This window comes from Achromobacter sp. E1, from assembly GCF_037039475.1.
Lineage (GTDB): Bacteria > Pseudomonadota > Gammaproteobacteria > Burkholderiales > Burkholderiaceae_B > Achromobacter > Achromobacter mucicolens.
Map to the genome: position 1 here is coordinate 2,006,713 of NZ_CP146253.1, position 14,618 is coordinate 2,021,330.

Here is a 14,618-nt window from a genome sequence, read left to right on the forward strand (position 1 = left end):
CATGTCTAGAGTTGCATTGGGGCTGGCGTATGACGGCTCCGCCTGGCAGGGTTGGCAGACACAGCCGCACCGGCAGACGGTGCAGGACTGCCTGGAGTCCGCCCTGGCCAGTTTTTGTGGCGTCACCGAGCCGGTGCCCACGATCTGCGCCGGCCGCACCGACACGGGCGTGCACGGCGCGATGCAGGTGGTCCATCTGGACACGGCGCTCACCCGCAAGACGGAGTCCTGGGTCCGCGGCGTGAATGCGTTTCTGCCGCCGAGCATCTCGGTGCAGTGGGCCGAAGAAGTTTCCGAAGAATTCCATGCGCGCTTTTCGGCGCGCGCCCGCACGTACGTTTACCTGCTCTGGCGGGGCCGGGTGCGTCCGGCGCTGTGGGCGGGGCGTGCCGGCTGGTGCTTCCAGCCGTTGGATGTGCAGGCCATGCGCGCGGCCGCTAAGGCGCTTGTCGGCGAACATGATTTTTCCAGCTTCCGTTCGTCGCAATGCCAGGCCAAGCATCCAGTGCGGCACATGCACAGCCTGGAGATCGAGGAGCGGGGACCGTTTCTCGTCTTTACCTTGAAGGCAAACGCCTTTCTGCATCACATGGTGCGCAACATCATGGGTGCGTTGCTGCAAGTGGGGCAGGGCAGGGAAACGGTTGACTGGATGACGCAGCTCTTGGCGTGGCGCGACCGCAAGCGCGGCGCGCCCACGTTTGCGCCTGACGGCCTGTACCTGGCCGCGATCGACTATCCCGAATCTTTCGGACTGCGCGAGCTCGACGGCGGATCGTCGCTGCTGTCGCCCTTTACTCAATCTTTTTAGGGAAGCCGCCGCGCAGGCGGCGGGATCCCGCGCCTTTCTGGAGGCATGCGCCATGCAACGCCGCGCGTTTCTGAAGCAAACCGCCTTGGGCGCCGCCGCAGGCAGTGCCGTGCTGGCGGCCCCCGCGATTGCGCAGGAAGCTCCCAACCTCACCTGGCGGCTGGCTTCGGATTTTCCGGTCGACGCGGCCACGCTGTTCGCGGGCGCGACCGACGTTGCGCGCTGCGTGGCCGAGGTCACGGCGGGGCGCTTCACCATCGAGATATCCGCCGCCGGCCAGCTGTTCCAGTCGGGTCAGGCGCTGGAGGCTGTGCAGCACCACATCGTCGAATGCGGCCACGCGGCATCGGCCCGCTACTTCGGCACCGATCCCGCGATTTGCTTTGACGGCGGCGTGCCATTCGGCCTGAATACCCGCCAGATGAACGCGTGGATGCGGCAGGGCGAGGGGCTGGCGCTGACCCGCGAGGCCTTTGGCAAGTACGGCATCCTGAACTTTCCGTGCGGCTATACCGGCGCGCAGATGGGCGGATGGTTTCGGGGCGAGATCAAGACCCTCGATGACCTGCGCGGACTCAAGGTGGCGGCTGACGGCTTTACGGGGCACATCCTGTCGCGTCTGGGCGCCTCGCCGCTGGCAATTCCCGCTGGCGAACTGCATGCCGCGCTGGCAGAAGGCCTTGCGGACGGGGCCGTCACGATCGGACCGTTCGAGGACGAGCGCCTGGCGCTCTTTGACGTTGCGCGGAACTATTACTTTCCGGGCTGGTGGGCCGGTACGCAACAGTTGTCGCTGTACGTGAACCAGGACGCCTTTGCGGAACTGCCCAAGTCATACCAGACCGCGTTGTCCCTGGCTTGCGCGGCGGCAAGCGAAAACATGATCGCAACCTTTGATGCCAACAATCCGCAAGCGCTGCGCCGGCTGATGTCGCAAGGCGCGCAACTGAAGGCGTATTCCAGGCCGCTGCTGCAAGCCGCCCACGAAGCCACGGTGGCGGCCTGCAATGAATTGAGCGCCAAGGATGCGATGTTCAAGAAGCTCTACGACAGCATGCTGGCATTGCGCGGCAACCAGATCCCCTGGTTCCGCATGGCCGAGGGCAGCTTCGACAACATGATGGCCACGCTGGGTTCGACTGGCGCGTGAGACCGGTTTTTCGGTCCGGATATACTGATCCAGCCAGTCGCCGCGGGGCGACACTTCCAGAAAATGTCATGCGTACACGCATAAAGATCTGCGGGCTGACCCGCGAACAAGATGTCGAAGCCGCCGTTGCCGCCGGCGCCGACGCGATCGGATTTGTCTTCTATCCCAAGAGCAAGCGTTGCCTCACGCCCACGCGCGCCGCGCAGCTGCGCCGGATGGTGCCGGCGTTTGTCGACGTCGTCGCGCTCTTCGTGAACGCGCAGGAAGAAGAGATCCGCACCGTGCTGGGTGAAGTGGGGCCCGAGCTGCTGCAGTTTCATGGTGACGAAACGCCGCTGGAATGTGCGCGCTACGGGCATCGCCATCTGCGGGCCTTCCGGGCCGGTGCGCCGGGCCTTGAGACGGCGGAGAGCCTTGCGGCCACGTGCCGCGCCTACGGAGAGGCGGCGGGCTGGTTGTTCGACAGCTATAGCGCCGGCTACGGCGGCAGCGGGCATGGATTCGACTACGCGTTGCTCGATGAGGTGCGGGCCGACCCGGTGTCCCGCCCCTTGATCCTGTCCGGCGGACTGAACGCCGAAAACGTGGGCGCCGCTATCGAATTGGTGCGGCCTTGGGCGATCGATGTGAGTAGCGGCGTCGAAGTCGAGCAAGGAATAAAAAGTTCTGATAGAATCTCGTTCTTCGTTGCTGCGGCACATGACGCGGACACGAAATTGAAGGGCAAGAAGTAGTGCTTAGGCGGGTGGTGCAGGGCGTTGAATGGCAGTTTGGTTTTGACCGAATTGATTTAAACGCGCTTTCAACCGCGTTGCGCAAGAAGTGAAGCTGGCAATCGGTAAACGCCGCAAAACTTCAGACGCAACAAAAAATGCAAAAAATCTTCCAAGACGATTTGCATAGTTTAAAAAAGCACTATATAATTCTTCTTCTTTGCAGGCGGTTAGCTCAGCTGGTTAGAGCGCCACGTTGACATCGTGGAGGTCGTTGGTTCGATTCCAATACCGCCTACCAAATTCCTGCAAAGGTGTGTTTGACAGAGCTAGTCGAACACAGACCTGAAAAGCCGCGTAAGTCTGATGACTTCGCGGCTTTTTTGCATTCAGCGGCGCCGTCAAGTTGCCTGCATCTGGCTCAGCCAGGGGGGGAGCCCAGCTCCTGCCGTGTGTCAGTGCTGCCAAATGTCGCGACAGGCATTTTCCACAGCGATAGGCGGTGTTGCGTGCGAGCCACGACCCCAGGTTACAATGCGCCACCGGAATTATTCACCGCCCGGGAGTGCCGCGGCGATATATTGGTCACGATTCAGTATTCCGCATTTTGCCGTGAGCGGCGGTGTCATAGCCGGCGGCAGACGCCCGATATGGCGCACGGCGGGAATACCAATAATGCGTTTCACGGGTGGCAGAGCAAGCCATTCCAGAGAAAATCCACATAAGAAAATTAATGGGTCGTGGCAGGGATTTTGCCGGAATGCGGGCTTGTGCAGACCTTCCTTAAGGTCTGTTTCTCAATCGCGGTTAGTTGCATGGTGTCATGGAAAACAAGGGTAATACTGCTTCGAGCAGTTTCAAGATCGCCGTCGTTATACCGTCTTATAAGGTAACGAAGCACATCCTGCATGTCATTGCGGCTATCGGTGAAGAAGTCTGCCGAATCTACATCGTCGACGACTGCTGCCCCGATCAATCGGGCAAATTCGTGGAAGCGCATTGTTCCGACGCCCGCGTCGTTGTCCTGCGCAACGAAACCAATCAGGGCGTCGGTGGTGCCGTGATGGCGGGCTACAAGGCGGCAATCGCAGATGGCATGGACATCATTGTCAAGATTGACGGCGACGGACAAATGGACCCGTCCCTGCTGCAGGAGTTCGTCTCCCCGATTATTTCTGGGGAAGCCGACTACTGCAAGGGCAATCGCTTTTTTGATCTTGAAAGCGTCCGCGCGATGCCCAAGCGGCGCTTGCTCGGCAATGCCGCGCTCTCGTTCATGACGAAGCTCTCGTCCGGATACTGGAATATTTTCGATCCCACCAATGGGTATACTGCGATCCACGCTAGCGTAGCCAAATATCTTCCTTTCGAAAAAATCAGCAATCGATATTTTTTCGAGACCGACATGTTGTTTCGGCTCAACACCCTTGGCGCTGTGGTGGTGGATGTGCCGATGGTGGCCAAATATGCCGATGAAGTCAGCAATCTGAAGATCAGCAAGATCGTGGGGGAATTTCTGGTAAAGCATGTCCGGAATTTCTTCAAGCGCCTTTTCTATAACTATTATCTGCGCGGAGTTTCCCTGGCGTCCCTTGAATTGCCTCTGGGCGTCCTGCTGGTATTGTGCGGTGTTTTCTTTGGCGCCGGCCATTGGATCGAGTCGGCTCGGACGGGGGTTTCGACTGCGGCGGGTACCGTCATGATATCCGCGATGCCAATAATACTTGGCGTGCAGTTCATTCTTTCATTCATTGGCTACGATATCTCATCGGTGCCGACCAGGCCGTTCCATAGAACAAAATTGAAATGACATATTTACTCGCAATCGCATGTGTGGTCGGTATCGCCATCGGTCAGCTGCTGTTCAAATTTGGGGCCGCGACTCTGAAGAACAGCGGTTCGATCTTCGATCCCAAGACTTTCATGGTGCTTTCTTTTTCCATCGGTCTTTACGGGCTCGTGACCATTTTGTGGATTTACGTCCTGCAACGGCTGGAACTCGGAAAAGTCTATCCCCTGATGGCGCTGGCGTTTGTGCTTGTTCCCATCGGCAGCTATTTCCTGTTTGGCGAAAGATTCCAGCCCCAATATTTCGTCGGCTTATTTCTGATCCTGCTCGGCATTATTGTCATAGCCAAGGCGTAAGGCGGCACGAACGCGACCCGAATAAGACGATATGTTGATCTTGCTTTCTTCGTTGGGTTTCCTGACCTTTTTTGCAGGACGCCTGCGAATCAAGCTGTCCATCGCCATGTACTTGCATGTGGCGTTGACGGTGCTATGGCTGTATTCCGCCGGCCTGGCCGGACTGCTGCGCCCGGGTGCAATCATTTCCGTTTTGGCGGGAATGGGGCTGCTGGCGTACACGCTGATCTGGCTTTTCCGGCGGCGTGCGGAGTTTCTGCCGCTGAAGTGGAGTGCCGGCAAGCTCAGCCAGTTGCTTTACCTTGTACCGTTCGTATTTTTCGTCTCCCTCGTGCCGTTCGATTTCAAGCTCACGGGTTGGGATGAGTTTTCCTTCTGGGGGCTCGGGGCGAAAGTCATTCACGCCACCCATTCCTTGTATCTGAAAGATTCGCCGATCGTCGATATTTTCAAGGCGTATCCGCCCGCTCAGCAGCTATTTCAGTATTACTTTCTGTTTTTAGGTCCGTGGTCTGAAAGCGGGTTGCTGTCGGCTCAAATTATCTTCATGCTTGCGGCGCTTGCATGTGCGATAGGCGCTTTTCACGGGCGTGCTTCGGTTCTCGAGGTGCTGACGTTCTTTTCGGCCTGCGCAATACCCTATTTCTTTGGGTTCGACTATAAGCACATATTCGTGGATCCGTTGCTGGCCCTTGTGTTTGCGGCCAGCGTTGCGCTGGCGGCGACGGCCAAGGGCCTCAGAGGGTCGCTCCTGGTAGCGGTCAGCCTCGCGGTGCTGGTCCTGATGAAGCAGATCGGCCTGATATTGGCGATGCTTGTCATCGCGATCCATTTTTTCTCGTCTGTTTTGCAAACGGCCGATATCGGTGTTGCTGCCAGATTCAAGCGCGCGATCATCCAAGTAATTCCGGGCTGTATCGCAACACTTCTGACCTTTGCCTCGTGGCAGTGGTACTCGAAATCGATAGGCGCGGGTCTTACCGTGTCCATGCCCAAGCTGAGTTCGCTGTTCCAGGAGCCTCTGCTGGGTCGGATCGGAAAGACGGCGCTCGAATTCATTCAGCGTTTCCAAGCTGAGAACTTCGGGCTTTATCCCGGCGGCTGGAAGATCGTGCTGCTCATGTCTCCGTTGAGCGTGATGCTTTGGCTGATGGTGCTCAGTGCGATTTGCATCCTGATCAGCCGGCGCTACGAGATATTGCCTCGGATCGCAGCGTTCTCGCTGCTTTCCGCCGGTGCGATCGCCTACCTGCTTTTTCTTCTGCTCTCGTATCTGCTGTTCTTTTCGGAGTACGAAGGAATACGGCTGGCTTCTTTCGAAAGATATGCGGGAACCTATTTCCTGGCTTGGGCCCTGGTCGTGTTTGGCGCCTATTCGGGGGCGGTAGACACATTCAAGATCAAATGGCTGCGCCCCGTTCTCGCCATCCCCATACTGGCGGGGTTGCTGTGTTTGCCCCTCGGTTTGTTCGCTCCGCCGGTCGCATCACCCCAGATCGAGAAGGTTCTGCAGCAGCGTGAGCGAATCGATGCATTGGCCGAGCTCGTCAAGAAGCATGCTGCGAAGGGGGATAAGGTCTATTTTATTGACCAGAATTCCACGGGCTTCGAGAAGTTCATGTTCAGCTACAGCGTGAGTCCGCTTGAGACCCAATGGTGGTGCTGGTCTGTGGGCGAAAAATACAATAAGGACGACGTCTGGACTTGCAAGGAAGATCTGCGAAAGCTTCTCGATGGCTATTCGTTTGTCGTCCTGTACAACGCTGACGAGCAATTTTGGGCATCCAATGCCGATCTCTTTGCACCGGATGCCCGAGGACTGACGACGGGCGTATTCAGCGTTGCTCGCAAGGATGGGCAGCTTGTCTTGACCCAGGTCCCATAGCCGAAATGTCGGATCTGGAGGCGGGCCCGGGCGGCACTTCGAGCTTGTGCACGGTCAACCGAGTGGCGCTGGCTTCGCTGCTGGCCCAATTGCTGTGGTTGTCCGGCTGCGTGATCAAGCTTCCTGCGCCCGCTCCGGTGCAAAGCGACGAGGCGCCGATGTATGCCGGGGTGGATCGCCGCGCGGCCGCTGCCTTGCGCGCGGGCGATGAACAACAGGCCGCCGAGGCCGTGAGGGTGTTTGGATCGCCTGGCGCGGCAGCGCAGGCGCGGGTCGAGCAGGGCTACCGGCTTTTTCGCGAAGACCGGCCGGGCCAGGCCATGCGGCAATTCAATCAGGCGTGGCTGCTCAATCCCGACGACCCCGAGGTATACGCGGGTTTCGCGGTCGTGCTGGAAAGCCAGCGCAAGACCTGCCAGGCGATGAGCATGATGGACCGCGCGATCAGCATGAATCCGCCGGCGTTTCGCGGCATTCATGCGGATGCCGGCCGGATCGCGGCGCGTTGCGCCGCCGAGGACAAGACGCTGCCCCCCGAAGCGCGTATCGCGGCGACGACGCGGTCCGACGAGTGGTACCGAAAGGGCGAGGCCGTGGAGCCCGACAAGGGCTATCTGTATGCCTCGTGGGCCACGGCCTATTACTGGCGTGGCCAGTACGCGGAGGCCTGGGCCATGGTCCACAAGTCACGCGCCGCGGGCGGCAGTCCGGATGCGAAATTCGTCAGGATGCTGCGCGCAAGGATGCCGGAGCCCGCCGCGTCGTGAATCAAGCGGCGCACGATGCCTGGCGGACTGCCGGCTGCCCATTTGCGATATCCTGCTCACCATCATGATGAGAGCACTTTGGTTATGCCTGGGCTGCTTGATGCTGGCGCTGGGCGTCATCGGCGCCTTCTTGCCGGTGATGCCGACGACGATCTTCCTGATCCTGGCGGTGGCCTGCTTCTCCCGCTCGTCGCCCCGGCTTGAAAAATGGCTGCTGGATAGCCCGACGTATGGTCCGTCGCTGCGCGCGTGGCGCGACGAGGGCGCGGTGTCGCGCAAAGGCAAGACGTATGCCAGCCTGGGCATGGCGGCTGGTTACGGGATCTTTTACTGGAGCGCCCATCCCTCGCTGCCCCTGGCCATCGGCGTAGGCATCTTCTTTCTGGCCAGCGCGGCCTATGTCCTCAGCCGGCCCAGCCCCCGCGCGGGCGGCCCGGCCAGCAAGCCGCCGCGCGAATAAGCCGCGCGCCAAGCCGCACCCCTCCCGGCCTCAGTGCGAATGCCGCGGATCCCCTCGCGTCTCCACCACTTTCAAATACAGCGTCGCCGCCTCCAGGCATCCGCCCGTGGAAAGCTGCCCCACGGTCTGCCGGTACAGTTCCTGCCACGGCGTCTGCGATGGCGGCGCTTCGTACGGCGGCTCCTGGCGGCGCCGTTCCAGTTCCGCTTCGTCCACCTGCAACATGACCGACCGCTGGTTCAGGTCCACGCGGATCCGGTCGCCCGTGCGCAGCAGCGCCAGTCCGCCGCCCACCGCGGCTTCGGGCGACATGTTCAGGATGGACGGGCTGGCCGAGGTGCCGCTCTGGCGGCCGTCGCCCAGACAGGGCAGGGACTCGATGCCGCGCTTGATAAGGTGCGACGGCGGGGCCATGTTCACGACTTCCGCGCTGCCGGGGTAGCCCACGGTGCCGGCGCCCCGGATCACCAGAATGCAGTGTTCGTCGATGTTGAGGGCCGGGTCTTCGATGCGGGCGTGATAGTCCTCCGGGCCCTCGAACACGATGGCGCGTGCGTCGAAGGCGTTTTCCGACCCCGGTTCGGACAGGTACGCCCGGCGAAAGGCTTCGCCCACGACCGACATCTTGATGATGGCGCTGTCAAAGAAATTGCCCGACAGCACGATGAAGCCGGCGCGGTGCTTGAGCGGCGCGTCGCAGGTCCGGATGACGTCGGTGTTGTGGGTCTTGGACGCCGTCGCAATATCGCCGATGGTCTTGCCGGATACGGTTCGGCAGTCCGGATGCAGGCGGCCGGCCGCCAGCAACTCATGCAGCACGGCGGGTACGCCTCCCGCGCGGTGAAAGCCTTCGCCCAGATGCTCGCCCGCCGGCACGCAGTTGACCAGCAGCGGCACGTCTTCGCCCAGCCGTTGCCAGTCGTCCAGGCTGAGGTCGACGCCCATGTGGCGCGCGATGGCAATCAGGTGCGGCGGGCAGTTGCTGGACGCGCCCAGCGCCGAGGCCACGACGATGGCGTTCTCGAACGCCTCGCGGGTCAGGATTTGAGAAGGCCGCAGGTCTTCGCGCACCATGTCGCAGATGCGCATGCCGGTGGCATAGGCCATCTGCCCGCGCTCGCGATAGGGCGCCGGAATGCTGGCGCAGGTGGGCAGCGACATGCCCAGCGCTTCGGCCAGCGAGTTCATCGACAGCGCGGTGCCCATGGTGTTGCAGTGGCCGATGGACGGCGACGACGCCGTGGCAAGCGTCATGAAGCCTTCGTAATCCAGCTTGCCGGCCGCCATCAGGTTGCGTGCGTGCCAGATGACCGTGCCCGAGCCCACGCGCTGGCCTTCATGCCAGCCGTCCAACATGGGACCGCCGGACAGCACGATGGCGGGAATGTCCACCGTCGCCGCCGCCATCAGGCACGCGGGCGTGGTCTTGTCGCATCCCGTGGTCAGCACCACGCCATCCAGCGGATAGCCGTGCAGGATCTCCACCAGGCCCAGATACGCCAGGTTTCGGTCCAACGCCGCCGTAGGCCGCCGTCCCTGTTCGGCCAGCGGGTGCACCGGGAATTCCATGGGAATGCCGCCGGCGTCGCGGATGCCCGCCTTGATGCGTTCGGCCAGCGCCAGGTGGTGGCGATTGCAGGGCGCCAGGTCGCTGCCTGTCTGCGCGATGCCGATGATCGGCCGCCCGGACTGCAGTTCCTGGCGCGTCAGGCCATAGTTGAGATAGCGCTCGACGTAGATCGCCGTCATGTCGGCGTGCGAGGGATCGTCGAACCATTTCTGGCTGCGCAGTCGGCGGGGTGTCTGGGACATGGCTGTCTCGCTTTGCTTCGGTTGCATTCAGGCCCGGACCCCCACGGGATCCGGGCCGGCACGGTTAGTTCCGCGCCTTCTGGATTTCGTCGTTCAACTGCTTGATCAGTTCCGGCCCGAGTTCCTGGGTGTACTTGTCGACCACGGGCTGCACCTTCTGGCGCATGCGGGCCACTTCCTCCGGCGAGACGGTGTTGATCTTCATGCCGTTCTTCTCAAGCGTGCCCATCGCCTTGGTGGAATCGGCGCGGCTATCCTGCCGCTCGAAGTCGCGCGATGACGCGGCTGCCTGGCGGATCAGCTTCTGTTCGTCGGGCGAGAGCGTGTCCCACCACTTCTTGGAGGCCATCACCACCCACGGCGTGTAGACGTGGCGCGTGATGGTCAGGAAGGGCTGCACCTCGTAGAACTTGCTGCTCTGGATCGTGGTGATGGGGTTCTCCTGGCCGTCCACGGTGCGGGTTTCCAGCGCGGTGAACAATTCCGAGAACGGCATCGGCACGGCATTGGCGCCCAGCGTATTGAAGACGCCCAGCGCAATCTGGTTCTGCATGACGCGCAGCTTGATGCCCTGCAGGTCCTCGGCGCGCGTGATCGGACGCTTGGAGTTCGTCATGTTGCGAAAGCCGTTTTCCCAGTAGACCAGGCCGACCAGTCCCTTGGCTTCCAGCTTCTTGAGCAGATCCTGGCCGAGCTGACCGTCCAGCACTGCGTCGGCTTCCTTTTCGCTGTTGAAGAGGAAGGGCAGGTCAAACACGCCGAACTCCTTGACCATGCCAGCCAGCGGCGCGGTCGACCCCACCATCATTTCCTGCGCGCCGCCCACCAGTGCGCTCTGCATCTGCTCGTCCGAACCCAGGTTGGCCGAGCCAAAGGTTCTCATCTTGAGCTTGCCGCCGCTGATCTTCTCCAGTTCCTGCGCCAGATGGCGGGCCGCGCGGCCCTGCACGCTTTCCTCGTTCAGCCCGTAGCCAAAGCGGATGAGGCGCGGCTTGACGTCCGCCGCCGCGGCCACCCCGGCGACGGTGCAGGACAGCACCGCCGCCAGGACAAGAACGCGGGTCTTCAATTGCTTGATCATGGTGTTTCTCCTCGGGGGTTTGTAATTGCCGCTAGTGCATCCAGCGTGCGGGTACGGTGATCAGTTCGGGGAAGATCACCAAAAGAACCAGCAGCAGCGTGTAGGCCACGACATAGCGCCACACCCCTCTGCAGATGGTTTCCATATTGATGCGGGCCACGCCGCACACGACGTTGAGTACCGTGCCGACCGGGGGCGTCAACAGGCCCACGCTGCCGACCATGACGAACATGACGCCGAAGTAGACGGGGTCGATGCCGGCCTTGACGACGACGGGCATCAGCACGGGGCCGAGAATCAGGATCGTCGGCGTCAGGTCCATCACCGTGCCGACCAGGATCAGCAGGATCAGCAGCGCGAACATCAGCAGCTTGGGCTGGTCCATGACAGGCTCCAGCAGGGCAATGAGCTCCTGCGGCAGGTCAGCCAGCGTAATCATGTAGGACGACACCATTGCCGCCGCCACCAGGAACATGACCACGGCCGTGGTGCGGGCGGCGTTGATGAAGAGCGGCCCCAGGTCGCGCCAGCCGATCTCGCGGTACACGAAGAGACTGACCAGGAGCGCATACACGGCGGCGACGACTGCGGCTTCGGTTGGCGTAAAGATGCCGCCGCGCAGCCCGCCGATGATGATGACCGGAAGGAACAGCGCCCAAAGCGATCCGCGCAGCGCTTTCAGACGGTTGGACCACGGCTCGCGCGGCGAAGGCGTGATGCTGCCGTGCTTGCGCGCCACCCACGTCCACACCGCCACCAGCGTCAGCCCCATCATGAGGCCCGGCGCGATGCCGGCGAAGAACAGCTGGGTGATCGACACATTGGTGGCGACGCCGAAGATGATGAACGAGATCGATGGCGGAATGATGGGCGCGATGATGCCTCCCGAGGCGATCAGGCCGGAAGCCTGCCCCGCGTCATAGCCTTTCTCGCGCAGCATGGGGATCAGCAGCGACCCCAGCGCCGCGGCGTCGGCCACGGCCGAGCCCGACAGCGATGCCAGCAGCACGCTGGCGAAGATGGCCACGTAACCCAGGCCGCCCTGGATGTGGCCCACAAACGTGTTGGCCAGGTGAACGATGCGGCGCGAGATGCCGCCGGCATTCATCAATTCGCCGGCCAGCATGAAGAGCGGCACCGCCATCAGCGTAAAGCTGTTGGCGCCGGACAGCATGTTCTGGGCAAGAAGCTGGGTGTCGTAGAAATCCAGCTGGAACATCATGACGATCGCGCTGATGATGAGCGCGAAGGCGATCGGCAGGCCCAGGGCAATCAGCCCCAGCAGCACGACTAGGAAGACGGTCAGGATCATTGCGGGTATCCGGGCGGATGGGTGGAGGCGGGTGAGGGCCGGGTCAGACCAGCGGGTCTTCCGGACTGGATTCCGCCGGCAGCGGACCGCCCGCAATCACGCGGACCAGGTCGACGACCGTCAGGATGCCCATTGCCACCGCGGCATACAGCCCTGCGGCGTTGAACACGGCCTGGGGCATGCCGGTGACAGGCAATACGGTGTCAAGGCCGATGACCGTCTGGACCCAGCTGCCTTCGGCCATCAGCCACAGCACCCACAGGATCATCAGCTGGCAGGCAATATGCGACACCCGGCGCGCGCCCGGGCCAAAGCGTTCCACCAGCATGGTCACGCCGATGTGCTGGTGCTCGCGCAGCGCGATCACCGAACCCAGGAAAATCATCCAGACGAACGCCAGGCGCGAGACCTCGTCGGAGACGTTGATGCCGGAGTTAAAGAGATAGCGCAGCGCCACGTTGCCGAACAGCAGCACCAGCATGATGACCAGACAGGCGACCATTAGCCAGGTCTGGGCCGCAAAGCACCAGTCCGCGGCGCGGGCCAGCGGCGAGCGGCCCGGACGCGATGGCCCCGGCCGCCCCATTGGGGAAGCTTGCATGTTTGTCTCCTCTCCGTTTGCCGGAATTTTTTAGAGGTTTGATGCGGATCATGTTAGCGCTAACATTTTTGCTTTGGCAAGCCCCTTTTTTTCGGTCAGACTACGCGCTTGCATTCACCGCGAGGGTCCATGTCCATCCGCAAACCTCGAAGCTCGCGCGCCGGCCGCGTCACCATGCAGGATGTCGCGCGGCGCGTGGGCGTCAGCGCGATCACGGTATCGCGGGCGTTGCGCACGCCCGATAAGGTGGGCCAGGATCTGCGCCAGCAAATCGCGCGGGTGTGCCAGGAACTGGGCTACGTGCCCAACCACGCCGCCAGCGCGCTGGCGTCGGCGCGGTCGCAGACCATCGTGGTGCTCATTCCGTCGCTCAGCAACGTGGTGTTCGTGGACATCATCACGGGCATCAAGGAAGTGCTGGATCAGCACGGCTACCACATGCTGATCGGCGTGACGGGCTATTCGCCGGACGAGGAAGAAGCACTGCTGCGCAAGTATCTGCAGCATTCGCCCGACGGCGTGGTCCTGACCGGCATCGACCACAATCCGGGCGTCTGGGATCTGCTTCGCACGCATGCGATTCCCACGGTGCACACGATCGAAACGCTGCAAGGCGGCGAGGACATGAGCGTCGGGTTCTCGCAGTTCGACTCGGGCTACGCAGCAGGCCGCCATCTGGTCGAGCGCGGCTACCGCCGCATCGGCATCATCGGCGCGCAGCTGGATCCCCGGTCGCTGCGCCGCTGCGAAGGGTGCCGGCAGGCGTTGCGCGACGCGGGGCTGTACGACGCCGCCCTGGAAATCATGACGCCGGAAAAATCGTCGATCAGCCTGGGAGCGTCGTTGATCCAGGATCTTCGCGCGCGCCATCCCGACTGCGACGCTGTGTTCTTCTGCAACGACGACCTGGCGCAAGGCGCGGTGTTCCAGTGCGGCCGGGATGGCGTGCGTGTGCCGGAACAGATGGCTATCGTCGGCTTTCATGACTTTCCGGGCACGGCCTGGACCACGCCGCCGCTGTCCACCATTGCCACGCCCCGCTACCAGATCGGTTTGTCAGCCGCGCAACTGCTCATGCAGCACCTGGCGGGCGAACCCGTGCCCGAGCGGCATGTGGATTTGGGTTTCGAACTGGTCCAGCGCGAAACCAGCTAGGCGCCATCCAGCATCGCCATCAGGCCGATGATGAGCGCCTGCATGCCCTGATCCAGTTCCTCTTCCATCTCGGATTCCTCCGCCGCGCGCGCGGCGTCGACGACCGGCTCCAGTCCTGCCACCGAATACACCGTGTCTGCCACCGCAAGGCCGTGAAACGCCACGGTCGCCAGCAGGATGCGCGACTGGTCCTTCGAGATGCCATAGGCGTCGGCAATGTGGCGCTGATGCGCATCTATCTTCTCCAACATGGACGGCGTGGCCGCCAGTCGCCGGATCACGAAGGGCGTCACGCCCGGGTGCGCCTTGACGAACTCGCGCACCGACGTCGCGAATACGGTGAGGTAGTTCTTGAGGTCGCCGCGATCGTTGCTACAGGCCTGCGGAATCTGCCACCGCTTGAAGATTTCTTCGGCGACCAAGCGCTTTAGCGCTTCAAGGCTGGGCACGTGCTTGTACAGCGCCATATGGCTGACGCCCAGCGCTGCGGCCACGCCGACGAACGTGATGTTGGGCAGACCCACCGCGATGCCGGCGTCGGCGATCCGCTCGCGAGTGATGGTGGGAGGGCGTCCCCGCGCGGGGCGGCGCTCTGACGGCTGCATGTGTGATCCCTGTTTTGGCGTCGGCGATCCCCGCACTTTAACCCGTCCCGCAATTATTTAGTTTATTTCAATGCAACTATTTCAGAATTTAGTTTATAGTGATGCAAATAATTATCAACTC

General features: G+C 61.9%; 14 protein-coding genes and 1 tRNA gene. 10 read left to right on the forward strand and 5 right to left on the reverse strand.

The features are described from left to right. The first annotated feature begins 1 nt into the window (after position 1). The 9 genes from truA to V6V88_RS09125 all read left to right on the forward strand — a co-directional run bounded on the left by truA (position 2) and on the right by V6V88_RS09125 (position 7,931). Positions 2-811: a tRNA pseudouridine(38-40) synthase TruA gene (truA, locus tag V6V88_RS09085; protein ID WP_223575074.1), complete on the forward strand. Its 810-nt coding sequence runs from the start codon at positions 2-4 to the stop codon at positions 809-811. Positions 812-863: 52 nt separating this feature from the next. Then, the gene (locus V6V88_RS09090) at positions 864-1,961 is read left to right on the forward strand and encodes an ABC transporter substrate-binding protein (protein WP_280003757.1); all 1,098 of its coding nucleotides are present in this window, start codon (positions 864-866) and stop codon (positions 1,959-1,961) included. A gap of 68 nt (positions 1,962-2,029) precedes the next feature. Next, a complete protein-coding gene (locus tag V6V88_RS09095; RefSeq protein ID WP_142049620.1) occupies positions 2,030-2,695 on the forward strand; it encodes a phosphoribosylanthranilate isomerase in 666 nt (221 codons plus the stop codon). 203 nt (positions 2,696-2,898) lie between these two features. Next, positions 2,899-2,975, forward strand: a tRNA-Val gene (locus V6V88_RS09100). A 522-nt stretch (positions 2,976-3,497) separates the two neighbouring features. After that, on the forward strand, positions 3,498-4,484 hold the full coding sequence (locus V6V88_RS09105; protein ID WP_280003758.1) for a glycosyltransferase family 2 protein: 987 nt from the start codon (positions 3,498-3,500) through the stop codon (positions 4,482-4,484). Continuing rightward, positions 4,481-4,819 carry an EamA family transporter gene (locus V6V88_RS09110; protein WP_056315836.1) on the forward strand — a complete coding sequence of 113 codons (339 nt, stop codon included), beginning with the start codon at positions 4,481-4,483 and terminating at the stop codon, positions 4,817-4,819. Before V6V88_RS09105 ends, V6V88_RS09110 begins: the two co-directional genes overlap by 4 nt. Positions 4,820-4,850: 31 nt before the next feature. Continuing rightward, the gene (locus V6V88_RS09115; protein WP_280003759.1) at positions 4,851-6,704 is read left to right on the forward strand and encodes a hypothetical protein; all 1,854 of its coding nucleotides are present in this window, start codon (positions 4,851-4,853) and stop codon (positions 6,702-6,704) included. A 5-nt stretch (positions 6,705-6,709) separates the two neighbouring features. Next, a complete protein-coding gene (locus V6V88_RS09120) occupies positions 6,710-7,471 on the forward strand; it encodes a hypothetical protein (RefSeq protein WP_223575081.1) in 762 nt (253 codons plus the stop codon). 64 nt (positions 7,472-7,535) lie between these two features. After that, positions 7,536-7,931 (forward strand): YbaN family protein, encoded by a 396-nt coding sequence (locus V6V88_RS09125; RefSeq protein WP_196589544.1) that lies wholly within the window; start codon positions 7,536-7,538, stop codon positions 7,929-7,931. 30 nt (positions 7,932-7,961) lie between these two features. On the opposite strand, the gene V6V88_RS09130 is transcribed toward V6V88_RS09125, so the two are convergent. The 4 genes from V6V88_RS09130 to V6V88_RS09145 form a co-directional block, all read right to left on the reverse strand. After that, positions 7,962-9,743, reverse strand: coding sequence for a dihydroxy-acid dehydratase family protein (locus V6V88_RS09130; RefSeq protein WP_280003760.1), 1,782 nt, complete (start codon positions 9,741-9,743; stop codon positions 7,962-7,964). 64 nt (positions 9,744-9,807) lie between these two features. Continuing rightward, entirely contained in the window at positions 9,808-10,824 is a 1,017-nt protein-coding gene (locus tag V6V88_RS09135; protein WP_280003761.1) for a TRAP transporter substrate-binding protein, read from the reverse strand. A gap of 31 nt (positions 10,825-10,855) precedes the next feature. Beyond that, complete coding sequence (locus tag V6V88_RS09140) at positions 10,856-12,136, reverse strand: TRAP transporter large permease subunit (protein ID WP_280003762.1); 1,281 nt, start codon at positions 12,134-12,136, stop codon at positions 10,856-10,858. Between the two features lie 43 nt (positions 12,137-12,179). After that, on the reverse strand, positions 12,180-12,737 hold the full coding sequence (locus tag V6V88_RS09145; protein WP_062841892.1) for a TRAP transporter small permease: 558 nt from the start codon (positions 12,735-12,737) through the stop codon (positions 12,180-12,182). Between the two features lie 129 nt (positions 12,738-12,866). Here V6V88_RS09145 and V6V88_RS09150 point away from each other — a divergent pair, with 129 nt between their 5' ends. Next, positions 12,867-13,892, forward strand: coding sequence for a LacI family DNA-binding transcriptional regulator (locus V6V88_RS09150; protein ID WP_062841891.1), 1,026 nt, complete (start codon positions 12,867-12,869; stop codon positions 13,890-13,892). Here the strand turns inward: V6V88_RS09150 and V6V88_RS09155 are convergent. Next, positions 13,889-14,497, reverse strand: a complete 609-nt coding sequence (locus V6V88_RS09155) for a TetR/AcrR family transcriptional regulator (RefSeq protein WP_223575085.1) — start codon at positions 14,495-14,497, stop codon at positions 13,889-13,891. The genes V6V88_RS09150 and V6V88_RS09155 overlap by 4 nt on opposite strands. Positions 14,498-14,618: the final 121 nt, after the last annotated feature.